Origin of the sequence: Mycolicibacterium holsaticum DSM 44478 = JCM 12374, from assembly GCF_019645835.1 — a bacterium.
GTDB classification, from domain to species: Bacteria; Actinomycetota; Actinomycetes; order Mycobacteriales; family Mycobacteriaceae; genus Mycobacterium; species Mycobacterium holsaticum.
This window is the reverse complement of sequence record NZ_CP080998.1, coordinates 1,495,448-1,516,259: the sequence shown is the minus strand read 5'-3', so window position 1 is coordinate 1,516,259 and position 20,812 is coordinate 1,495,448. Positions and strand designations below refer to the sequence as shown.

The window sequence follows — 20,812 nt, the reverse complement described above, 5'->3', positions numbered from 1 at the left end:
GCGGCGTTAGTCGAGGGAGTGCCCGCGGGTGGACTCCTGCCGGCGGTAGTCGTCGGCGAGCTTGCCGACATGCTCGGGCAGTGTGCCCGCGGCGACGTCGGCCAGGCTGGTTTCCTCAAGGACCGAACGCATGCTGGCCCGCAGCGCGCGCCACACATCGGTCAGCGCCGCCGTCGGACCGGAGTACGGCAGGTCGCCGAGACCGATGTCGCGGACGCTGGCCAGCGGCCCGTCGATGCAGCGCAGCACGTCGGCGATGCTGATATTTGCTGCCGCGCGCGCCAACTCGTATCCGCCTTCGCGGCCGCGATGGCTGCGGACCAGCCGGTCGGTGCGTAGTGCGGAAAGGATGTCGACGAGAAACTGCGGCGGGATGCCCTGCGCCTTCGCCAGGTCCTCGGTTTTGACCACCGCTCCGTCCTTGGCCGTGGCCAGCTGGACCATCGCCCGTACGGCGTACTCCGCCTTGGCCGACATCCGCATGTGCGAATTGTGCCAGGGCCGTCAGTCAGGGATGTCGGATGCGCCCGGAACGACCACGGCGAACATGTCGGCGACGGCGGCGAGGCTGGCCGTGTGCACGGCCGACGCCGGCACGGTGGACCCGTCGGGACCGGGAAGGGAGCGGGTCGCGGTCGCGGCGGCAACCACGCTGGGCGCGTAGCCGAGGTTGAACGCGCCGCGGGCGGTCGAGTTCACGCACATGTGCGTCATGAAGCTGTGACCTGCGCCTGAGCAAGCGGCTGTCGACACCAAATATCGTGTCTACCAGCCCTATCAGGGGCGGTGACGTTGCTTGAGTGCACGTCGGCGCGTTTGGGCGACACGCCACGACACGCCGGTCTGACCCGCTGAGGGTGCAGGGGTGACGCCGGGGTGAACCCGTTTGCTGGCCGTGTGCTAGCCCTTGGGATCATCGCGGCGATCCGTCTTTCGGACCACTTCGCCCTCCACTACTTCCCCTGGCGTCGCGGTCGGTTGCGTTCGACATGCGGCTTGCGACCGGCCTCGCCTCCGCGCAAGCACCCCTGCAAGCATCTCAGCGGGGGCGTTGACTATTCCTCCCAGGCTCCCAGCGAAGGCGTCAAACAGAACTTCTAGGACGCTATTCAAAATGCTCGTGAAGGCTCCCGCCAGGAACACGTAAATGCCCAGTCCTACCAGGACGCCGACGACCACCGACACGAATGCCAAGAGTGTATAAGAGTCTGATTCATTCGCGTAGAAGCGAAGCACGCCTTCGGCATCTCGGCGGAAGCCGATTCCGTTTCCGCCCTGTATCAGTACGACGATGAAGAAGGCGACGGCTGCGAATACGACGGCAATGTACGTCAAGAGAAGCCGCGCACGTCGCACCGGTTGCGCACGAAGGCTAGCGACGCGGTCATCGATGTGACGCAGTAAGTCAGCTTTCGACGTGCTCTCATCTGGCAGCTTGTCCCAGATATCCAGATCGCTCTTGATCGACTCTCGAAGGTCGCGCCGTCGCAGCATCTCCGTGACGGCGGTGCTCGCAAGCACGGTTCCGACGAGTCCGACTACGGCGATGACAATCAGTTGCACGTCGGCATCGTCCCAGTCGATGCGCCGACATACCGCCGAATTGCCACACAACCCGTCCTGGCACAGCGGAAGCGCCAAGCCGAGAGGATCGCGGCGACGATTGATCGGCTGCAAGTTCAGGTCGACGAACTCCGCACGCTACTGGCCGACGACGCTTGGGACTACGAACCTGAGTTGATCGAAAAGGCGCGGCAAACTGTCAGCGTCGGTTACGAATTGAGCCTGCTACTCGACCGCCCCACCTAACCCCTAAGCCCCAACAGCAACACAGGTGTCCCCGCACGGCGTGGCATGCCGGTGCCCGTCAGTGGTCGCTGGGACGATGGGCAGGTGGCGGAGCAAGAACGTGGTGAGGGCCGGGCGAGGGGTAGGCGCAACCGCTCACTAGAAGGCCTGATCGCCGGGGTCGGTGTGATTGCCGTCGTCTATGTCAGCCTGCGCCTGTTAGTCGTGGCGCGGGGCAACTCGGATACGTTGCGTGCGCTCGCGCAGAACCTCAACTTCACGGCCATATTCGTAGCGAGCATTCTTCCGTTCGTCACGGTCGGGCTAGCCGTACTGGTCTTCGCGTTTCTCAGCTCTGCGGCGGGCGTGTGGCAGGGTCACGTAATTCCCAGGCGCGCTGACCAGACCCGAAAGCAAGCTGCGCAAACCCAAGTCGTCGCAGCCATCCTCACTTTGTTTCTGTTGCTCGTCGTCGGATGGTGGTCGATGCCGTTGAAGTACGCCGCCGTCAGCGTCATCGCAGGCGGCATACTGCTGGTGGTCTACGTATTGTCGATGTTTCTGCATAAATTGGCTGGTCTACTGAAGGCCCTCCTAGGGCTGTACTTGGTGCTGCTGGCACTCGTTGGCGTTGTCCTTATGATCGTCCAGGTCGGCATGTGGTTGCCTCGCGAACGATTGACGGTCAGAGGTTCGCAGACGGACGTTGTATACGTCTTGTCCTCGGACGGCGAATGGACGAAATATCTAGACGCCGCGAGTCACAAGGTAAAGATTGTGAGAACCAAGTACGTAGAACGGCGCGAGCCTATGAAAGACGAAGTAAGCACGTGGAATATGACGGCTTCGGAATACTTCGCGAAGTAGAGCGCCCACGACGTTACACAGGTTGCGTCACGAAGCCGCCGCCTCCCGAGGTTTACGTCCTCAGTTGCCGCCCTGGCACGCCGTAGCGCTGGCCTTGGCGGTCAGGTGCGATGCCGGGTGATAGGCCGCTGTACGCGCCGCCGTCGTCCGGCGCGGCGTGGCGAGCGTGGCGCGGGGTTAGCCCGCTGCCCCAGCTGTATTCGCTTGCTTGCCCGCTGTCCCGCAGGCCCCAATAGCGTTCGTACCAATCCATTTGCGGCCCGCCCTAAAGGTTGATGGTCGGCGGCTCGTATTCGCCGCTGGCTTTGATTTGCACGCATGCCGCCGCCCCACGGTGCCGAACGCCGGTGCCGAGGCCGCGTTGAAAGAAGCTCTCTACCAACGGATATTTGGCCCAGTTGCCCTCAATCAGCCTGAGCCCCTGCCAAGCGGGTGATGGGTGCATCCTTCGGGCGACCACGTTCTGTTCGCTGTCGGGTCCGCCGGTCGCGAAGACGGCGAAGTACCCGGCGGGCACCAACATCGACTCGATTACCCATGCCTTGCCGTAGCTTCCGAGCACCGGCACGCCGTCAACATCGGTCGGCGGCAGCGCCCCAACAATGGAACTTTGGGTCAAATATGTCGGCGCGTTGGCGGACGGGATGAAATCGAAGCGGGCTACCTGAGCATTAGCGTTCTCTTCGCCTGCGCGCCAGGATTGGACGTGCTCGGCTTCTGCCGGGTTGAATAGCGCGACCAGCTGACTGCCGCTATCGGCCCCGAGACCATAGCCGTGTTCAGTCACTAGCCGCATAGCGGATTCCACGTCGCCGCTGTCGATTTCGGCAGCCTCGGACACAAGGTAGTGACTGTGACTGCCGGTAAAGTTCTTGCCCATGTAACCCGGCGGCACAATGGAATCCGCGTTCCAGAGCCCGTATACCGTATGGGCAAAGTCGTTCTCGGCGGGTGTCGGATCAAGCAAACGCTGAAGCACCAAAGATTGTACCAACCGGCTGTCGGCGTCGAGCAGGTTGCGCACCCTGTCGGTAACTTGCTCAGATGTGGCGTCGCGCAGAAACTTCCACGTGAAGCGCGTACTTTTGTCCCAGTCCGCATACTGAAAACCCAGCTTGATCACGTCAACGGGCGGGTTCAGGGCCGTTGGGGTCCCGTACTCGCTCGCCACGTCGAAGTGCTCTTGTGCAAGCCCCTGAGCGATAGGCGCTGCGGCTTGTGTCGTCGGGTATGACAGCAGCGATGCAATCGTCGTTTTGTGTTGGTTGTATACGTCTACTGCTCTTTGAATTTCGGCATATACGTCCTCAACCCTGACCCCATCGGCCAAGGTGTTGATGAGCACCTGGCCCTGATCGGCGAAGCCTGGCATCGCGCACCTACCTTTCGTCGTGCTTGACGGCCACGCTACGCCCGAAACATGCTGCGCCGCAGATCACTTACCAACGACTCGCGGCAACCTACGCGAAGCTGCGCGGTGCTTACGTGACTTCAGCCGTACAACACGGCAACTAACGCGAAATCGGCGTAATGTCAGCATCACGCGGCAGCGCCTTAGTGAGTCTCGGTGCTGCACAACGCTCGACAGAAGGACGCCTGCGACATGTCCCGTACACCAACGGAGTACACCATTCCGCCCCCACCGCCAGGGCTAGTGCTCAACCCGGTGGCGAATCTTCGCGGTCGTGCCGCTGCTGTTGCGTGGATACGTGAGAAGCTCGGTATTGAGGTCAGCGAGCGTTACCTACTCGACGCCACGACCCGCCGCGAGGTAGAGCACGCGAGGATCATGCGCGAAATCCACTACAGCGAAAGCGGGTTGTACCGCTGGATTATGAGCAAGACCCGACCCGCAAACGAAAGGCACACCGCATGACCAACCCGGCAGCCAAAGAGATCGTGACCGCCATGCGCGATTTCGAACGCGCCGTGGCGCAGCAGCCCGGACCGGTGTTCGCCCCGGCATGGGCACAGACGAAGCCGCCCTGCAACGTGTCCATTCTCTTCGACCCTCAGCTTTCGCCGACGCTGCACGCCAAGGCGAAGCGGACATTGCACACCCTCAAGATGTTGGGGCGACAAGCCCGCTTGTTGCTGCACTACCCGTTTCTGCGCGAAGCAGGGTCAAAGCCAGACGAACTGACTACCAGCACAGCAGACGGCGACGCCCTGGCCGTGTTCGTCCACGACGTGCGCGACAACGAGGCACAGGCGTACGTGCTGACCGACCGGCCCCGCGAGCACACTGAGTGCACCGTGCAGACCGACTGGCCGCGTGACGTATGGCTGAACGGCGACGGCAGGCCGGTGATCCGGCTGACCGATCACTTCGCGCACAGCTTCGTGTGGGGTGAGGGCGGTCGATCGACCTACGTCACGTCAGCCAACGAACTCGACCCCTTCATGTCCCCGGCACAGCAGTTCATCCATCGACTGCGCTTCGGCACCCTGACCGGGGACGCCTGCGATGCTCGCGTGAGCGCCAGGTGCGGCGGGCGGACCCTGATGCTCGTGCAGAACTGTGGAATGACCAATCTGTGCTGGGAATTCTGCGAGCACTGTTACGACGCGGCCATCGACACCGCCAAGGCCAACTACCAAGAACAGGTGGCCGACGCGTGGCGTAACCCGCCGATTCCGAAGTGGGGTGTGCGCGGTGCCTAGGCGGTCGCGTGGCTACAGGCCAGCGCCGAACCCGAACACCAAGACTCTGCGGGCAGAAATCAAACAACGGCGACAGGCCATCGCCGCATACACCGCCGTGCAGTTGGCGAATCAACGTGCCGTCCGAGCGGCCAGGCTGGCGCAGGCGAACGAGAACCGGCCCGAGCCGACGACCGATGAACTGCTAGCACAGCACCGGGCACTGCTAGACGAGATTGACCGGCGCTTAAGCACCGAACGCCCAGCCACACCAGCGACGCCCCAGCCGGCGCCCAAGGAGAAGCCGCAGCGGCGGAGTTAACCACAGCTAACGAAAGCTTGGTTGCCCGAACTTCAACCTTATCAGGGGTAGATTGGTGCACAACGCAATTCGTGGCTCAGTCGCGGTAAACTGTCGGGATGGCAAACCTCCGCACAGTGAGAGGACGACAAGTGCAGACCACACATCAGGAACCGGCCGAGTACATGCTCAGGTCACAGATCAGGCCATATCTGGCCAGTCAGCACCGCAGCATGCGGGCAGTATCCGAACGGCAGGTGATCCTGGCCGATCGGCGCGGTGAGATTCCGCATATCCAGCTTGGCCGGGTCCGCTACTACACGCCAGAGGGAATCGACGCGTGGTTGGAGTCGCTGAACGCGGCAGCACTGGCTGAGGCCGCGAACCGAGAAGTCGTCACCACGACCTAGACAAGCGACCGCCCGCCGTCTCGCGGAAGAAGAGGCCGAAGACGAGCGGGCGGTACCGGAGATGAACCGATGACACAGACTTTACCCGACAAGCCCGCACAGGGCCACTGCGTCAGCGCAACTGGGTGCCCGGTTGCCGAACCACCTTCAATCCCAGACCTTTCCGGTATTCGGATCAGGCCGGGTTATGCCGGTTCGCAGTATCGCGGCGCACTCGCGTGGGCCGAGGCGGGGTGGTACGAACTACCCACGGACCCCTACGGTTTCACCAACCGCAGCGGCGAGTACGTCCAGACGATCAAGCGCCCCGGCAGCCTCGTCGGGCGGCAGTGGTACAAATTCAGCACCCGTGACCCCGAAGACATCCTTGAGTGGTGGGGATGGTGGTGGCCGTGGGCGGGGATCGCACTGGATTGCGGCGCCAGCGGTGCCGTCGTATTCGACCTCGACGTGCCCGATCTGGCAGTGCTCGACCTCGACGGCAGGACCGACCTTGCGGACGCTCTGCGCGGTGCTGAGGGACGAATGCGGACCCGGCGGGCAGGTCAGCGCGGCCACTACCCGTTCGCGTTGCGGCGCAACGCAGACGGCACCCTGGCCGAGTTGTACGGTGATACCGCTGGTGCGTTTGGGCGGTACGGCGAAGTCCGCTGCCATCACGCCGTCGTCATCGCCGCCCCGACACCGCACCCTGACCCCGACAGCGGCGGGCACTACAGCGCCATCCCCGGCCACCTGGCCCCGCTGCCCGACGTATTGAGGGCATGCCTGGGGCCGAACCTGTTGCTGCTGGACAGTGGCATCATGCCGACCGCGCCGATGAGCGATGCCGAGCTAGACGAGTTCCTCAAAACTAATAGCCGCTACGGCAACACGATGAAATTACGGTGGGTCGTCGGGAGATTCCACCGCCGCGTGGAGGACGGCGAGAGCCGCCACCGAGTCCTGACCGGTTGTCTGAGTTGGGCGTTCGAAGAAGCACGCTGCGGCTACTACCCGGCAAGCATGGCGTTGCGTGAACTGGCCGAGGCGTTTGTTGGGCGTTTTGGAAAAGGCGAGCAGGGCAAGAGGATTACGCCGGACAGCGATGAAGTACTGAACGCGGCGAAGTGGGCTGCGGCGTCGGCCAACCAGATTGATGTGGCCGACAGGATCGCACGAAGGAATGCAGCCCGATGACCGACGCCGCAACAGCAAGTTTGGGTAGCGATGATGGCCGGTATGAGAGGTTCAACCCCGGCGATCACGCGGGCCAGCTTCGGATGGCGCACTGCATGGCGGATTACTATGGCGACAGGCTGATTCACGTCAACGGCATCGGCTGGCACTTCTGGGACGGGAGGCGTTGGGACAAGGACGTGACGGGGAACGCCAACCGGATCGCCCAAGCCACCCTGAAACGGGCAGCCAGCGAGGCGTTCGACTTCCCCGACCCCGCCGACACGAAGCGACTACTCGCAGATGTCAACAAGTGCCACGGCACCGCCAGCGGGATCACGGGAATGCTGAAACAGGCCGAGGCAGAACGGCGGTTCGCCGTTACCGCCGACGCACTCGACGCCGATCCCTACCTGCTGAACGTCGCGAACGGGACGCTGGACCTCCACAGCGGCAAGGTCAAGCCGTTCGATCCCGCCGACCGGATCACGAAAGTGTGCCGTGCGGGCTACCGGCCTGACGATCCGAGGGACGGCCAACTGTGGGAGGCGGTGCTGAAACGTGTCCTACCCGACGAAGCCGTCCGCGACTACTTTCGGCGAGTCGTCGGAATGTCGTTGATTGGGGAGCCGCGGGACCACATCCTGCCGATACTCAACGGCGACGGTCGCAACGGTAAGACGACCGTTGTGGAGGCCATCCTGTATGCGCTCGGTGACTACGCGAGCCTAGCTGAACCTGAACTGCTGCTACACCGCGACGGCGCACACCCGACCGGACAGATGGACCTCATCGGGCGGCGCTTCGTCGCCATGTCCGAGATCCCAAAAGGCAGCCGCATGAACGAGGTCTTGATGAAGCGGCTCACAGCCGACCGGGTGCTCAAGGCGCGGTACATGCACAAGGACTTGGTCGAATTTAACGCGTCGCACACAGCGGTGATGGTGACGAATGATCTGCCGAAGATGAGCGGCGATGACCTGGCGGCGTGGGAGCGGGTTCGGGTGATTCCGTTCGATGTGTACATACCTGAAGCGGAACGTGATGTGGAGCTCGGGGCGAAGCTACAACTTGAAGCGGACGGCATTTTGACGTGGGCCGTGGCGGGGGTGAGGGACTACCTCGATGGCGGTTTGCGGACGCCCGAAGGGGTGTTGGTGCGGACAAATAAGTACCGGCTGGACAACGACGAGCTAGGCCGGTTCATCGGTGAGTGCTGCACGACCGGACCCGACGCGAACGGAACCGAGGCGACGACTAGAGAGTTGCATGCCCGGTTTGGCTCCTGGCGGGCCAGGCAAAGCGGCGGTGTGAGCATGCATGTCGGGGAGCGCGAATTCGGAAGGATGCTGGATCAGCGCGGCCACACGACGATGCCGCCGATCAAAGGGCGTAGGCCGCGCAACGGAATTGCGTTGAAGCCAGAGAGCGGCGGACGCGAATGATGTTTCGCAGCAAACGTAGAAATGTAGAAACACTACGCAACCTACATTTGCCAAGTAAATCCTCTATGAGAAAACACTTTTCAGAATTACCTGAGATTTGTTTGTTCTGTAGCTGCCGGTACCCGAGGGGGTATACGCCACGGCTCCGCCGACCCCGGAGGAAAACTACCGATGACGACGAACTGCTACACACCGCCCGAGGTGCCCTACGCATCTCAGCCGGTCCAATACCGCCGGAAGCCAAATCGCCCGCCGCGCAACCCGTGGAGCGAGCCGAGGCCGAGAGCGGGGCGACCGTGACGGCGCATTACTGCTTGAACGGGTTCGACCAGTCAAGCCCCCAGCGGCCAGGCGTGAAGGCTTCTCGCTGTGCTGGCCGTGGCGGTCGCGGTATAGATGGAGGTGACTCTCCCGCGCTCGTTGCGATGTCGGGTGGAGGGGTTGTGTCGGCGTCGACAACGTATGTCAGCGGTGCGACTAGCCGACTCTGTGCCACTGCCGCGAAGCCGATTCCTAGAGGGCCGAGGAAGAGAATCGTGATCCAGAAAAACGTCACTCGCCGATCCTTCGGTGCGACAAAGGCGGCGACGCCACCAACAAATATCCACCACAAGAGGATGGCGATAAACCAGTTCCTGAAAATGTCTTCAACTTGGTCTGCGCTCATGCGCTTGATTTTGCAGGACTCACGCCCCGTGCGGGTCGAATAAGCCAAGGCAACCGAGAAAGGACATTGACGACATGGCCGAACGCGTAGAGGCATCGAACGATCAACCCATCGCATTCGCCGATGAATCGAACGATCAACCCATCGCATTCGCCGATGAGTGGAACCGAGGCAACCCGTTACGGCGTTGTGTGGCAAGGAGCAGCCGCACCGGGAAGCGGTGCAGACGGTGGGCGATCAAGGGCGGCACGGTCTGTCCGACGCATGGCGGCTCGACGGTCAGCGTTAAGCGCAAGGCCCGCGAGCGCATCGAACGTGCCGCCGAGCAGATGGCACGCGAACTATTGGGCATCGCCACGAGCGCCGAAAGCGAGGCCGTTCGCCTGGCCGCAGTCAGAGATGCACTTGACCGCGCTGGCCTGAACCCGAAGACCGCCGTCGAAGTGGACGTTGGGCCGACGCCAGCCTTTCAGCAGTTGATCACGGGCATCGACCGCAGCATCCGCCGCGATGGCACCCGAGCGCCACAACCGCCAGCCCCGGCGCTGCCTGCGCCGGAAATCGTGGACGCTGAGCTAGTGCCAGACCCCGCCGAAAGCGGTGCTGAGCGCCCACGTACGCCCACGGCACCCGGTAGCGCGGGTGACGGGCCGAACCGCCCGCCACCGTGGCAAGGAGAGCCATTACCGAATTACACCCCGAGGCCACCCGGCAACCAATTGATGACGCTTGAAGAGGCCAACGCCAGCCTGTCCCGCGAGCGCCGCCGGGGCCGCAGGTGACCCGCGAACCGAACGCCTGGCCCGAACCCTACGTACACCACAAGCCGCCTGACCCGCTGAGCGGGCTGCTCGGGCGCGGCGACCGGGTGAAGGTGCTCAACGGCCTGGACCGGTACGCAGGCCAGACCGGCAAGGTGCGCCGGGTGACGTTCACTGCCGGTGAACTGCTCATTGCCGTCGAATTCGAAGACGGCAGCACGGGCGAATATTGGGAGGACGAACTGTTACGCCCGAAAGGGCCGCAGGGTGAAGCGAAACACGCTGTGCACCAACGTGAGTAGGGAGATGGCTACCGAACACCCATGGCACGAATGGGCGTTGCGTGACGGAAGGGGTTGGCCCACAACGAAAGCCAACAGTAGCGACCATGACAATGCAGGTCAGGCGCGGTAGCCTGAAGGCGCTACTCATACAGGAATGAAGAGCGCAACGCTCTGACCTGCGGATTTAGAAAGGGGCGGGCATGAAGGTAGTCGCCTATGTGCGTGTGTCGTCGGCCAAGCAGCAAGAAGCGTTCGGCCCTGACGTGCAGCGCGTAGCGATACGGGAGTGGGCCAAGCGGCACGGTCACAAGATCACGGCATGGCGCGAAGACGCGATCAGCGGTGCCAGCGAGCTTGCCGACCGGGACGGTTGGTGCGAAGCCGCCGAGCTTGTGAAGACGGGCAAGGCCGAGGGCGTCGTAGTCGCACGACTCGACCGGCTGGCGCGTGACGTGATGATTCAAGAACTGTTGTTGCGCAAGCTATCTGAGTTCGGCGGTGTCGTGCTGTCCGCCCGCGACGGTGAAAACGACATGCTCGTCGGTACGTCGAACGACCCGAGCCGCAAGATGATTCGCACGATTCTCGGGGCGATCAGCGAGTACGACCGCGAGATGACGGTAGAGCGGTTGGCCGCAGCACGACGCGCCAAGGCTGCGAAGGGCGGCTACGCACACGGCACCGTGCCGTACGGGTACCGCAGTACCAAGGGCAAGCTCGTGCCGGTGCCCGCCGAGCAGCGCGCCTTGGCCTTGATGCGTCAGCTTGCCGCGCAGGGCGAGACGCTGACCGACATTGCCGCCCGCCTCAACGATGACGGCGTGCCGACCCGACGCGGCGGTATCTGGCGGCACGGCACCGTGGCGCGAATCTTGACGCGACACAACGAGCGGAAGGCGAGCTAGAAAATGGCCTACATACGCACACATGAGACGACGACCCGTCGCAACGGTAAAGTTGTTAAGCGATACGAGGTCGTTTGGTCAGAGCCACACCGCGATGCTAGCGGCGCACCTATCCCCCGTGGCCGTCGAAGCCGTCAAGAGAGCTACACGACGCGCAAACAAGCCGAGGCGCGCTGCGACGAACTCAACAACGCCAAGCACAGCATCGGCGGCCCCGGTGCCCTGGCTGACCAGCGCCAGGCCGCGCTGCGCCCGTTCGCCGACTACGCCGCAGGCTGGCTGGCAGAACAGCGCCGCCGAAACGCTGAAGGTACCCTGCGGACAGGGACGCTCGACAATTACGAACGCCTGATGCGAGCCGACATACTGCCGCGCTTCGGTGACACGGCAATTGGTGCGATCACGCTTGTGGAGTGCGAAGAGTTTCGCGCCGACCTCGCCGCACGGCTTAAGCCGCGCAGCGTGGCGAACGTGTGGTGGCCATTCGCTGCGGTATTCCGTTACGCCATGCGTGCCAAGGCGTTACAGTCCAGCCCTGCCGACGCCATCGACCGTGCCCCGTCGGGCCGCAGAGTAACCAACACCTTCAAGCCGCACCCGCTGACCGGCCAGCAAGTCGCCGCCCTGGCCGAGAAGGTCGGCGAGATTTCGCACCCGGCATACGGACTAATGGTGCTGTTTCTGTGCTACACCGGCCTGCGCCGGGGCGAGCTTCAAGGGCTGACCGTGGCCGACCTGACCCTGACACACGCGCCGGACGGCACCGTGACTGGCAGCGTGCGCGTCGAGCGCGCCAGCATCCGCCGCAAGGGCAAGCTCACGACCGGCGAGACCAAGACGGGTGTACACCGTGCGGTGCCGCTGCCCAGCTGGCTGGCCGCACGCATGACCGATTACCTAGCAACAGTTCACGAGCGCGCCAACGACCCCTCAGCGCCGTTATGGCCGAACAGAGTGCAGGGCGGTGCCCGCCGCAAGGGGAAACACACAGCGGCGCTGCTCGATTGGTCAGAGCCGGTCGAGCTACGCAGTTTCGCCCGCCGCACCCTGCGCGATGCCTGCGAGGCGGTCGGTATCCCGGTCGGCACGGCGCGCAAGGTCGACGCTGACGGCACGGTGACGCCGCCAACGAACGGATTCCGGCTGCACGACACCCGGCACACCTTCTCGGTGATGCTGCTGACCGCTGGCGTCAACGTGCTGCAAGTGTCGAAGTGGCTTGGCCACGCAAACAAAAACATGACGCTCGCGGTCTACGCCGACTACATGCCCGAAGAGGCACCCGTGAACCCGCTTGCCGAGCCGATCGCCGCACCAAACGCTAACGTCGTCACTCTGTTTGGCGCTTAGGTTTCTTCAACCGAGTAATGTCCCGTTCAACCGCATCTGTGAAATTGTTATGAGCCGTCTTAACGGCCTGCCACTGCTCTTCGAATTGATTTTTCGCAGTCTCTAACTCTTGCTGACTGGCTCCTCTATCGCGGCGACGGAAAGTCCTGTACGTCAACGCACCTCGGCGTAGTTCCGGCTTATTTATCTGTTCCCACAAGTTATCCGCCGACTCCGCAGGACTCTCGGACCCTATGAGCTTGAGGGCATGCCGCCCTGAAATAATCTTAAGTACCCATTCGTCGACTCGATCTGCCCGCTGCTCAATGTCCTTGGCGCTCAGGGAGTCGTACTCTTCGGCGATTGAGTGTATCTCGTCCATTGCAGTCGAACTGCATTCGGTTACTTCCACGCCCAGGCGCAACAGGTGATCTCGCCGCCATTGATTCAGTTCACGCATGTCGGCACGCTTATTCGTTTGCCACACAGTTATCAGAGCAACCGCCGCCACCACTAACGACCCGCAGAAGGTCAGCACCGGCGCGAGCCATACCCACACCGATGATGATTGACCCGCGAAGTTGAAGATCACGCCGCTATCGTCCCATCGGCTGTTCGCCACTACCCTCCGCCACGCCGGGTGCACACTTCCGCGACTCACCCTTGACACCGAAGTTTGCTGCTACCGCACCCTTCCCGCAGCACGCCGGGGTGACACCGGGGTGAAGCTTCTCAGCCGCGTATCGCGTCCGCGTCCGGTACGACCACGGCAAATAGATCAGCCAGTGCAGCCAGGCTTGCCGCGTGCAGGGATTCCGCAGGTATCAACCTTCCATCGTCACCGGGCAGTGCCCGCGTCGCGGTCGCGGCGGCAACCACGGTCGGCGCGTAGCCCAGGTTGAACGCGCCGCGCGCCGTCGAGTTCACGCACATGTGCGTCATGAAGCCGGCCAGCACCAGGTTCGACGCGTTGAGGCTCTTGAGCCGCTCGTCGAGGTCGGTTTGAACGAACGCGTTGGGATAGCCCTTCACCACGACCGGTTCGCCTTCGCGCGGAGCGACCCGGTCGACGATGGCGCCGATCTCTGCGTCGATGTCATAGGGCGAGCCGGGGCCGGCGTTGTGCTGGATGTGGACGATCGGGATGCCCGCGGTGCGGGCCCGGTCGAGCAGGGTCTCGGCCTCGTCGAGCGCGCGCTGCACACCCTCGAGTTCCATGACGCCGTAGGTGTAGGTGTTCTGGCAGTCGATCAGCACCAGCGCGGACTCGGCCAGGCCGACGGGTTCGGCGGGTAGGCCGACGAGTTCGCGAAGGGTGGGTCCGGTCATGGTGCCGAGCCTACTGCCGTCCGCCGAGATCGACGTTCTGGCGGGATTTACTCGCACTTTCCCGCCCGAATGTCCCTTTGGGCGAACGATCTATCCCGTGACGGCGAGGACGGCGTCGGCCAACTCCGGTCGGCACACCACCAGGTCGGGCAGCAGCGGATCGGCCCGGTTGTACACCAGCGGCGAACCGTCGATGCGCGAAGTGTGCAGGCCCGCCGCGCGCGCCACCGCGACCGGCGCGGCGGAGTCCCACTCGTACTGGCCCCCGGCATGCACGTACACGTCCGAAAGACCCTGTACCACCGATGCGACTTTGGCCCCCGCCGAGCCCATCTCGACCAGCACACCGTCGAGCGCGTCGCGCACGGCCAACGCGACCGCCGGCGGCCGGGTGCGCGACACCACGATTCTCGGCGTAGCCGGCGCGTTCGGCGGCGCGCTGACTGTCGGCGTGGCCAACGTAATACCTTGCGCCGGAAGGGCTACCGCACCGGCGACCAGCGCGCCGGATTGCCACAGCGCCACATGCACCGCCCAGTCGTCGCGGCCCAACTCGGAGAACTCGCGGGTGCCGTCGAGCGGGTCGACGATCCACACCCGCGAGGCGCTGAGCCGGACCGGGTCGTCGGCGCCCTCCTCGGACAGCACCGCGTCACCGGGCCGTTCGGCGGCCAGCGCTTCGGCCAGGAAGTCGTGGGAACGTTTGTCCCCCGCGTCTTTCCGCTCGGCCTGGCTGGCCTCGGCGAGTTCCTCGCGGACCTCCAGCAGCAGCTTGCCCGCCGCGGTTGCCAGCCGCGCAGCGACGCCGTGATCGCCGCTCATCGCCTGCTTTCCAGCAGCTCGACGACCATGTCCGCGTGCTCGTCGACGCTCTGCTCGGGGGTGAGGCGCAGGTCGGGATTCTTCGGCCGCTGATAAGGGCTGTCGATTCCGGTGAAGTGGGTGATCTCACCGGCACGCGCCTTGGCGTACAAGCCTTTCGGATCGCGCCGCTCGCAGTCCTCGAGCGGGGTGTCACAGAACACCTCGAAGAAGTCGAGCCCGGCCTCGTTGGTCACCCGTCGTGCCAACGCGCGGTGTTCCTCCAGCGGGCTGATCGCCGGGACCAGCACCACCTGACCGGACTCGGCCAGCAGCGCCGCGACGTGGGCCAGCCTGCGCTGGTTCTCGGCGCGGTCAGCCATCGAGAACCCGAGGTCGGCGTTGAGCCCGTGGCGCAGGTTGTCGCCGTCGAGAACATATGCTGGGATGCCCTTTTCGAGCAGCTTCTGTTCGACGCGCACCGCGATCGACGACTTGCCCGAACCCGACAACCCGGTGAACCACACCGTGCGTCCCGTCGAGAGCCGGTCGGCCGCGGTACACAGCGACTCGTGGCGCACGGTGTTGGGGCTCGAGGTGCGAGACGCCACGTGCGGCAGCACCATGCCCGCGGCGACGGTGCCGTTGGTCGCCGGATCGATCAGGATGAACGACCCGGTGGCCGCGTTGCGGCTGTACTCGTCGAGCAGCAAAGGAACGTGGCTGCGCAGCGAAATCCGGCCCAGCTCATTGAGTTTCAGCGCGGTAGCGGACTTGTCCCGATGCAGCGTGTTGACGTCGAGCCGGTAGTCCAAACCGGTCACCTTGACCCGCGTGGTGCGGGTGGTGTGTTTGATGATGTAGTCGCGACCCGGCTCCAATGACGACTCGTCGGCCATCCAACACACGGTCGCGTCGAATTCCTGCGCCACCCGTGGCTGATTGTTCGGCCGGGCGATCAGGTCACCGCGGGAGATGTCGATGTCGTCGGTGAGGCTGATCGACACGGCCATCGGCGGGAACGCTTCCTCGATCGGCCCACCGGGACCCTCGATCGCCGCGATCCGCGACGACTTGCCGCCCGGCAGGACGACGATCTCGTCACCGACCTTCATCACGCCGCCGGCCACCGTGCCGGCGTAGCTGCGGTGGTCGCGATGTTCGTGGGTGTGCGGACGGATCACGTACTGGACGGGGAAGCGGACGTCCACCAGGTTGCGGTCGCCGCCGATGTACACCTCTTCCAGGTGCGTCATCAGCGACGGGCCCTCGTACCACGGCATGTTCGCAGACCTGGTGACGACGTTGTCGCCCAACAGTGCCGACAGCGGGATCGTCGTCACATCGTGGATGTCCAGCCGCGCGACGAACTCGTGGAAGTCCTCGCGGATCTTGTCGAACTTCTCCTTGTCCCAGTCGATCAGGTCCATCTTGTTCACCGCGAGCACGATGTGGCGGATGCCCAGCAGCGACGCCAAGAACGCGTGGCGGCGGGACTGCTCGAGCAGGCCGTGGCGGGCGTCGACCAACACGATCGCGAGCTGCGCGGTCGAGGTGCCGGTGACCATGTTGCGCGTGTACTGGAGGTGCCCGGGGGTGTCGGCGATGATGAACTTGCGCTTGGGCGTGGCGAAGTAGCGGTAGGCGACGTCGATGGTGATGCCCTGCTCGCGCTCGGCGCGCAGGCCGTCGGTCACCAGTGCGAGGTCGGTGTAGTCATGCCCGCGTTCCTTGGAAGTCCGCTCGACGGAAGCCAATTGGTCTTCCATGACGGCCTTGGAGTCGAACAACAGCCGCCCGATGAGCGTGGATTTGCCGTCGTCGACGGATCCGGCCGTGGCGATCCGCAGCAGGGTGGCGGACGGCAGCGCGACGGTGGCCGCGGCGGCCTGCGAATCAGTACTGGTCATCAGAAGTAACCCTCGCGCTTGCGGTCTTCCATACCGGCTTCGGAAATGCGGTCGTCGGCGCGGGTGGCGCCGCGCTCGGTCAGCCGCGACACCGCGGTCTCCGCGATCACCTCCGCCACGGTCCCCGCAGAAGATTCCACGCAACCGGTGCAGGTGACGTCGCCGACGGTGCGGAACCGCACGGTCTTCTCGACAATCTCCTCGTCCTCGCGCGGCTGCAGGTACCGGTGCACGGCCAGCCACATCCCGTCCCGCTTGAACACGTTGCGGCGGTGCGCGTAATAGATCGACGGCAGCTTGATGTTCTCGGCGCCGATGTACGACCAGATGTCGAACTCGGTCCAGTTCGACAGCGGGAAGACCCGGATGTGCTCGCCTTTGTGGTGGCGGCCGTTGTAGAGGTTCCACAGTTCGGGTCGCTGCGCCTTGGGATCCCACTGGCCGAACTCATCGCGGAAGGAGAACACCCGTTCCTTGGCGCGGGCCTTCTCCTCGTCGCGGCGGGCGCCGCCGAACGCGGCGTCGAACCTGTTCTCCCGGATCGCGCGCAGCAACGTCACGGTCTGGATCGGGTTGCGTGACGGGCCGGTTTCGACGCTTCGCCCGGCATCGATGTCGTCCTGCACCTTGGCGACCACCAGCCGCACCCCGTGTTCGGCGACGAGTTCGTCGCGGGTCTGCAGCACCTCGTCGAAGTTGTGGCCGGTGTCGACATGCATCACCGGGAACGGCAGCCGGCCTGGTGCGAACGCCTTCATCGCCAGATGCAGCATCACGATGGAGTCCTTACCGCCGGAGAACAGCAGCACCGGCCGTTCGAACTCCGCGGCCACCTCTCGGAAGATGTGGATGGCCTCGGCCTCCAAGGCCCGTAGGTGGCTGAGCTCGTAGCGGCCCGCGTTGACCCGCTCGGTCTGTTCGATGACGGTCATCGCATCCTCGTAAAGTTGGTAGAAATGACCATATTTACGGTCATTACCCGATATTAGACACCTGGGCCGTCGGCGGTGTCAACGTGGGGTATGTCGGGTTGCCGCGGTTGCGCTTACCTCCGAGGTAATTGAGCCGGCGCGGTTTCCGCCGATACTCGAGCCATGACCACCACTACGCCGCCGCACACGGGTGCGGAGGTCATGGCGCGGTTCATCCCCCAGTCCCCGTTCGTCACCAAACTCGGCATCGTGGCCGAGGTGCTCGACGCCGAGGAGGTGCGGCTGCGACTGCCGTGGGACCCGTCGAACGTCACCGTCGGCGACATGGTCCACGGCGGCGCGATCTGTGCGCTGGCCGATGTCGCGGTGATGGCGGCGGCGTGGGCGCAGGCCGACGTGCCCGCTGCACTGCGCGGCGTAACCACCTCGATGTCGGTGCACTTCCTGGCACCGGCACGGGCAACCGATCTGATCGCGATCGGACGCGCACTGCACCGCGGACGGACCTTGGTCAACTGCGACGTCGACGTCGTCACCGCCGAGGGCGTCGCAGTGGCGAAGGCCATCGCGACCTACAAGGTCGGATGACCCCCGCCAGTCGAGAGCGACGGCCCGGCTACACCCCTGGGAACCGTTTGCTGAGTTCCGCCAGGGTCAGATTTTCGCGTTGGTCGGCGTCGAGGTAGGCAATGCCGATGCCGTATTCGGCCCAGCGGGCGGCGATTCGCGCTTCCAATTCAGGCGAGATCCGGTCGACCGGCGGATAGTGACGGCCACCCCAGTCCTCCCGCGGTTCGAATTCCCAACTACGGGTGGCGTCGACGAGCACTCGGGTCCATTCACCCGCGCCGTACTTGGTGCTGTCGTTCTTCTCCGGCGGGGTGGACGGGTCCAACGAGGAACCCATCGTCGGGCCGTAGAACGCGATATCGCCGAGACCGGCGTTGACCCGGTACGACATCGCCCAGTCCAACGCGGCCGGGTCATGTATGTCGACATCCTCCTCGACGACGACAACGTTCTTGTGAAACCACACCGAGCCGGCCGACCCCCACAAGGCGGCAGCGACCTGTTGGGCGTGTCCGCGATACATCTTGTGAATCTGCACGACGGTGGTCTGCCCGTTGGTCACCTCGGTCATCCACAGGTCGGTGATGCCTCCGATCCCGGACTCTTCCAACGCATTCCAGGTGATGGCCGAGCGCGCGAAGTTGGTGATGCTGTCTTCGTTGAGGCATCCGGGCCGGATTCCCTCCAGTGTCCCGCGCAGCACAGGATCGTTGCGGTGGGTGATGCGGGTGACCTGCAGGACGGGCGCCGGCGCGGCGCCGCCGAGATAACCCGGATACTCCCCGAACGGACCTTCCATCACGTAGGTGGCGGGATCGGGATCGATGAAACCTTCGACGACGATCTCCGCGCTGGCGGGCACGTGCAACGGAACCGTCTCGCAGGCGACGAGCTCAACCGGTCGCCCGAGCAGCGCGCCCATCATGTCCCATTCGCAGATGTCCTTGGGAAACGGGCTGCCGGCGCAGAACCCGAGCACGTCGTGCCATCCGTACACGACGGCCACAGGCATCGGCTCGGGCTGGTACTCCTGCATGTGCCCGCCCCAGCCCTGGCTGGGCACCAACAGTTTGGCGATCTTGTCACGAGCCACGATCTGGCCTCGGTAACAACCGACGTTGTCGCGTCCGGTCACCCGGTCCTCGGTTACTACCCCGCAAAAGGTGTCGATGTAGCGGCCGCCGTCGACGGCATGCCACTTGGGCGCCGGAAACTGAAAGAGGTCGATGTCTGCACCCTCAACGACGTTTTCCTTCACCGGCCCGGTGTCGACGATGCGCGGGGGCATCGGCTTCTTGAAGGTTTCTCGCAGGTGGCGCACGATGCCCGAGTCGTCGGTGCCCTCTCCCAGCCCCAGCAGCAAGCGGACCTGATCCCGGTTGCCGATCGCTGAGGTGAGCAGCTTTGTGCACCAGGTATTTTCGTGGCCGATGATGTTCTCGAACAGAAGCGCCGGGCCGCCCAGACTCAGGTTGGCGCGGGTGATGGCACCGATCTCCTCGTCCCAGTCCACCGGTGCGGTGACCCGGCACAACTGGTTCGCGGCCTCCAGGGCGGCGATCCAGGTCCGTTGATCCGGCCCTGTCAGCGCGTCGGCCTGTCGGCGCTGGCGCGTATCGTCGGCGACGTCCGTTCCAAAGTTCATCGCTGTCTCCTCGAGTTGGTGTTGCCGCTGGCGAGCTGGAAGCCGTTCTGCCGGAAGGAATCCGGGTCCTCACGCCACCGCTTGATCAGTGAGTGGCTGATGCCCAGTTGATCGAGGACCCGACCGGCGATGTTGGTCGTCACCTCTTCGACCGAAACGGGCCGCGCGTAATACCCGACCACGGGCGGGAAGATCACCACCCCCGCGCGCGCCAGATAATGCAGGTTGTCCAGGTGAATCTCGCTCAACGGGGCCTCGCGCGCGACCAGGACGAGCGTTCGCCGTTCCTTGAGCGTCACATCCGCCGCGCGGGTGATCAAGTTGTCGCTGTGGCCGATTCGGATCGCGCTCAGCGTCTTCATGCTGCAGGGACAGATGATCATGCCGTCGGTCGGGAACGAGCCACTCGATATGCTCGCGGCCAGATCTCGGGCGCTGTATGTCCGCGTGGCCAGCGCGCGGACCTCTTCGACGCTGCGGTCCGACTCGAGTTTTATCGTCGCCCGCGCCCAGTCACTGAGGATGAGATGCGTTTCCACCTCCAGCTCGCGGAGCGCTTCCAGCAGGCGGATGCCAAGCGGTGCGCCCGTCGCCCCGGTCATCGCGATCACCAGACGCATCAGAGGGCACCGTCGCGCTCAGCCGCGGCCGCATCGGGGCCGGGTCGTGCCCAAAACTTCCCGGTCATCTCAGTCGGTCGCCACGTGCGGCGGGTCGTAGATGACGAGGAAGATCAGGTCATCGGGGCCGGTGTTGGTGACGCTGTGTTCGAGGTAGGCGGGGATCTTGACGAAGGCGCCGGGCTTGGTGTGCCGCGCGGTTGCCCCGAGCACGATGCGTGCGGTGCCGGCCAGGAAGTAGAACGCGTGGTTGTATTCGTGGTGGTGCAGCGCAGAGCCGCCGCCCGGTCCGAACTTCGTCAGCTGGGCGCTGAACAACGCGGAATAGTCACTGCCCACCAGGTCATCGCTGACCCAGAAGTTTCGGCCCAGGTCCGTCTGATGCCAGTCGATGTCCTCGAGCTGATACACCATCGCACTCATTGTGAACCTCCTCGAACGTCCCGC

The 20,812-nt window shown here is 64.2% G+C and carries 21 protein-coding genes and 1 pseudogene; 10 read left to right on the top strand and 12 right to left on the bottom strand.

The window, feature by feature from the left end; translation table 11 throughout:
- Positions 1–6: 6 nt before the first annotated feature.
- From K3U96_RS07345 to K3U96_RS07335, 3 genes and pseudogenes are all read right to left on the bottom strand, one after another.
- Positions 7–483, bottom strand: coding sequence for an Rrf2 family transcriptional regulator (locus K3U96_RS07345; protein ID WP_220692556.1), 477 nt, complete (start codon positions 481–483; stop codon positions 7–9).
- A 21-nt stretch (positions 484–504) separates the two neighbouring features.
- Positions 505–717, bottom strand: a pseudogene (locus K3U96_RS07340) (isochorismatase family protein); the annotation flags it as partial.
- 183 nt (positions 718–900) lie between these two features.
- On the bottom strand, positions 901–1,641 hold the full coding sequence (locus K3U96_RS07335) for a hypothetical protein (RefSeq protein ID WP_220692555.1): 741 nt from the start codon (positions 1,639–1,641) through the stop codon (positions 901–903).
- 252 nt (positions 1,642–1,893) lie between these two features.
- On the opposite strand from K3U96_RS07335, the gene K3U96_RS07330 reads away from it, so the two are divergent.
- The gene (locus K3U96_RS07330) at positions 1,894–2,655 is read left to right on the top strand and encodes a hypothetical protein (RefSeq protein WP_220692554.1); all 762 of its coding nucleotides are present in this window, start codon (positions 1,894–1,896) and stop codon (positions 2,653–2,655) included.
- A gap of 265 nt (positions 2,656–2,920) precedes the next feature.
- Here the strand turns inward: K3U96_RS07330 and K3U96_RS07325 are convergent, their stop codons facing one another.
- Entirely contained in the window at positions 2,921–4,027 is a 1,107-nt protein-coding gene (locus K3U96_RS07325; protein ID WP_220692553.1) for a hypothetical protein, read from the bottom strand.
- Between the two features lie 500 nt (positions 4,028–4,527).
- Here K3U96_RS07325 and K3U96_RS07320 point away from each other — a divergent pair, with 500 nt between their 5' ends.
- The 8 genes from K3U96_RS07320 to K3U96_RS07285 all read left to right on the top strand — a co-directional run bounded on the left by K3U96_RS07320 (position 4,528) and on the right by K3U96_RS07285 (position 12,579).
- Positions 4,528–5,319, top strand: coding sequence for a hypothetical protein (locus K3U96_RS07320; protein ID WP_220692552.1), 792 nt, complete (start codon positions 4,528–4,530; stop codon positions 5,317–5,319).
- Between the two features lie 432 nt (positions 5,320–5,751).
- The gene (locus K3U96_RS07315; RefSeq protein ID WP_220692551.1) at positions 5,752–6,009 is read left to right on the top strand and encodes a hypothetical protein; all 258 of its coding nucleotides are present in this window, start codon (positions 5,752–5,754) and stop codon (positions 6,007–6,009) included.
- 69 nt (positions 6,010–6,078) lie between these two features.
- Positions 6,079–7,188 (top strand): bifunctional DNA primase/polymerase, encoded by a 1,110-nt coding sequence (locus K3U96_RS07310; protein ID WP_220692550.1) that lies wholly within the window; start codon positions 6,079–6,081, stop codon positions 7,186–7,188.
- Entirely contained in the window at positions 7,185–8,612 is a 1,428-nt protein-coding gene (locus tag K3U96_RS07305; protein ID WP_220692549.1) for a DNA primase family protein, read from the top strand. Before K3U96_RS07310 ends, K3U96_RS07305 begins: the two co-directional genes overlap by 4 nt.
- A 741-nt stretch (positions 8,613–9,353) precedes the next feature.
- Positions 9,354–10,061: a hypothetical protein gene (locus tag K3U96_RS07300; RefSeq protein ID WP_220692548.1), complete on the top strand. Its 708-nt coding sequence runs from the start codon at positions 9,354–9,356 to the stop codon at positions 10,059–10,061.
- Positions 10,058–10,342 carry a KOW domain-containing RNA-binding protein gene (locus tag K3U96_RS07295; protein ID WP_220692547.1) on the top strand — a complete coding sequence of 95 codons (285 nt, stop codon included), beginning with the start codon at positions 10,058–10,060 and terminating at the stop codon, positions 10,340–10,342. The genes K3U96_RS07300 and K3U96_RS07295 overlap by 4 nt, the downstream gene beginning before the upstream one ends.
- A 182-nt stretch (positions 10,343–10,524) precedes the next feature.
- The gene (locus K3U96_RS07290) at positions 10,525–11,229 is read left to right on the top strand and encodes a recombinase family protein (protein ID WP_268928473.1); all 705 of its coding nucleotides are present in this window, start codon (positions 10,525–10,527) and stop codon (positions 11,227–11,229) included.
- A 3-nt stretch (positions 11,230–11,232) separates the two neighbouring features.
- A complete protein-coding gene (locus tag K3U96_RS07285) occupies positions 11,233–12,579 on the top strand; it encodes a tyrosine-type recombinase/integrase (protein ID WP_220692545.1) in 1,347 nt (448 codons plus the stop codon).
- Here K3U96_RS07285 and K3U96_RS07280 read toward each other — a convergent pair.
- The 5 genes from K3U96_RS07280 to cysD all read right to left on the bottom strand — a co-directional run bounded on the left by K3U96_RS07280 (position 12,560) and on the right by cysD (position 17,530).
- Positions 12,560–13,150 carry a hypothetical protein gene (locus K3U96_RS07280; RefSeq protein WP_220692544.1) on the bottom strand — a complete coding sequence of 197 codons (591 nt, stop codon included), beginning with the start codon at positions 13,148–13,150 and terminating at the stop codon, positions 12,560–12,562. The two genes, K3U96_RS07285 and K3U96_RS07280, sit on opposite strands and share 20 nt — an antisense overlap.
- A gap of 140 nt (positions 13,151–13,290) precedes the next feature.
- Positions 13,291–13,887 carry a cysteine hydrolase family protein gene (locus K3U96_RS07275; protein WP_220692543.1) on the bottom strand — a complete coding sequence of 199 codons (597 nt, stop codon included), beginning with the start codon at positions 13,885–13,887 and terminating at the stop codon, positions 13,291–13,293.
- 90 nt (positions 13,888–13,977) lie between these two features.
- Complete coding sequence (locus K3U96_RS07270) at positions 13,978–14,709, bottom strand: 3'(2'),5'-bisphosphate nucleotidase CysQ (protein ID WP_220692542.1); 732 nt, start codon at positions 14,707–14,709, stop codon at positions 13,978–13,980.
- A complete protein-coding gene (cysC, locus tag K3U96_RS07265) occupies positions 14,706–16,598 on the bottom strand; it encodes a sulfate adenylyltransferase subunit CysN (protein WP_069407371.1) in 1,893 nt (630 codons plus the stop codon). The genes K3U96_RS07270 and cysC overlap by 4 nt, the downstream gene beginning before the upstream one ends.
- The gene (gene cysD, locus K3U96_RS07260) at positions 16,598–17,530 is read right to left on the bottom strand and encodes a sulfate adenylyltransferase subunit CysD (RefSeq protein WP_069407370.1); all 933 of its coding nucleotides are present in this window, start codon (positions 17,528–17,530) and stop codon (positions 16,598–16,600) included. Before cysD ends, cysC begins: the two co-directional genes overlap by 1 nt.
- 162 nt (positions 17,531–17,692) lie before the next feature.
- Here cysD and K3U96_RS07255 point away from each other — a divergent pair, with 162 nt between their 5' ends.
- Positions 17,693–18,118, top strand: a complete 426-nt coding sequence (locus K3U96_RS07255; RefSeq protein ID WP_220692541.1) for a PaaI family thioesterase — start codon at positions 17,693–17,695, stop codon at positions 18,116–18,118.
- Positions 18,119–18,146: 28 nt separating this feature from the next.
- Here the strand turns inward: K3U96_RS07255 and K3U96_RS07250 are convergent, their stop codons facing one another.
- From K3U96_RS07250 to K3U96_RS07240, 3 genes are all read right to left on the bottom strand, one after another.
- A complete protein-coding gene (locus K3U96_RS07250) occupies positions 18,147–19,745 on the bottom strand; it encodes a UbiD family decarboxylase (protein ID WP_220692540.1) in 1,599 nt (532 codons plus the stop codon).
- On the bottom strand, positions 19,742–20,365 hold the full coding sequence (locus K3U96_RS07245; RefSeq protein WP_220692539.1) for a UbiX family flavin prenyltransferase: 624 nt from the start codon (positions 20,363–20,365) through the stop codon (positions 19,742–19,744). Before K3U96_RS07245 ends, K3U96_RS07250 begins: the two co-directional genes overlap by 4 nt.
- Before the next feature lie 69 nt (positions 20,366–20,434).
- Positions 20,435–20,788, bottom strand: a complete 354-nt coding sequence (locus tag K3U96_RS07240) for a cupin domain-containing protein (RefSeq protein WP_069404834.1) — start codon at positions 20,786–20,788, stop codon at positions 20,435–20,437.
- Positions 20,789–20,812: the final 24 nt, after the last annotated feature.

Excerpts from the sequence above, each read along its gene's own strand:
- K3U96_RS07345 (WP_220692556.1), bottom strand. The coding sequence starts at position 483 with ATGCGGATGTCGGCCAAGGCGGAGTACGCCGTACGGGCGATGGTCCAG.
- K3U96_RS07325 (WP_220692553.1), bottom strand. The coding sequence starts at position 4,027 with ATGCCAGGCTTCGCCGATCAGGGCCAGGTGCTCATCAACACCTTGGCC.
- K3U96_RS07320 (WP_220692552.1), top strand. The coding sequence starts at position 4,528 with ATGACCAACCCGGCAGCCAAAGAGATCGTGACCGCCATGCGCGATTTC.
- K3U96_RS07310 (WP_220692550.1), top strand. The coding sequence starts at position 6,079 with ATGACACAGACTTTACCCGACAAGCCCGCACAGGGCCACTGCGTCAGC.
- K3U96_RS07305 (WP_220692549.1), top strand. The coding sequence starts at position 7,185 with ATGACCGACGCCGCAACAGCAAGTTTGGGTAGCGATGATGGCCGGTAT.
- K3U96_RS07300 (WP_220692548.1), top strand. The coding sequence starts at position 9,354 with ATGGCCGAACGCGTAGAGGCATCGAACGATCAACCCATCGCATTCGCC.
- K3U96_RS07290 (WP_268928473.1), top strand. The coding sequence starts at position 10,525 with ATGAAGGTAGTCGCCTATGTGCGTGTGTCGTCGGCCAAGCAGCAAGAA.
- K3U96_RS07285 (WP_220692545.1), top strand. The coding sequence starts at position 11,233 with ATGGCCTACATACGCACACATGAGACGACGACCCGTCGCAACGGTAAA.
- K3U96_RS07275 (WP_220692543.1), bottom strand. The coding sequence starts at position 13,887 with ATGACCGGACCCACCCTTCGCGAACTCGTCGGCCTACCCGCCGAACCC.
- K3U96_RS07270 (WP_220692542.1), bottom strand. The coding sequence starts at position 14,709 with ATGAGCGGCGATCACGGCGTCGCTGCGCGGCTGGCAACCGCGGCGGGC.
- cysC (WP_069407371.1), bottom strand. The coding sequence starts at position 16,598 with ATGACCAGTACTGATTCGCAGGCCGCCGCGGCCACCGTCGCGCTGCCG.
- cysD (WP_069407370.1), bottom strand. The coding sequence starts at position 17,530 with ATGACCGTCATCGAACAGACCGAGCGGGTCAACGCGGGCCGCTACGAG.
- K3U96_RS07255 (WP_220692541.1), top strand. The coding sequence starts at position 17,693 with ATGACCACCACTACGCCGCCGCACACGGGTGCGGAGGTCATGGCGCGG.
- K3U96_RS07250 (WP_220692540.1), bottom strand. The coding sequence starts at position 19,745 with ATGAACTTTGGAACGGACGTCGCCGACGATACGCGCCAGCGCCGACAG.
- K3U96_RS07245 (WP_220692539.1), bottom strand. The coding sequence starts at position 20,365 with ATGCGTCTGGTGATCGCGATGACCGGGGCGACGGGCGCACCGCTTGGC.
- K3U96_RS07240 (WP_069404834.1), bottom strand. The coding sequence starts at position 20,788 with ATGAGTGCGATGGTGTATCAGCTCGAGGACATCGACTGGCATCAGACG.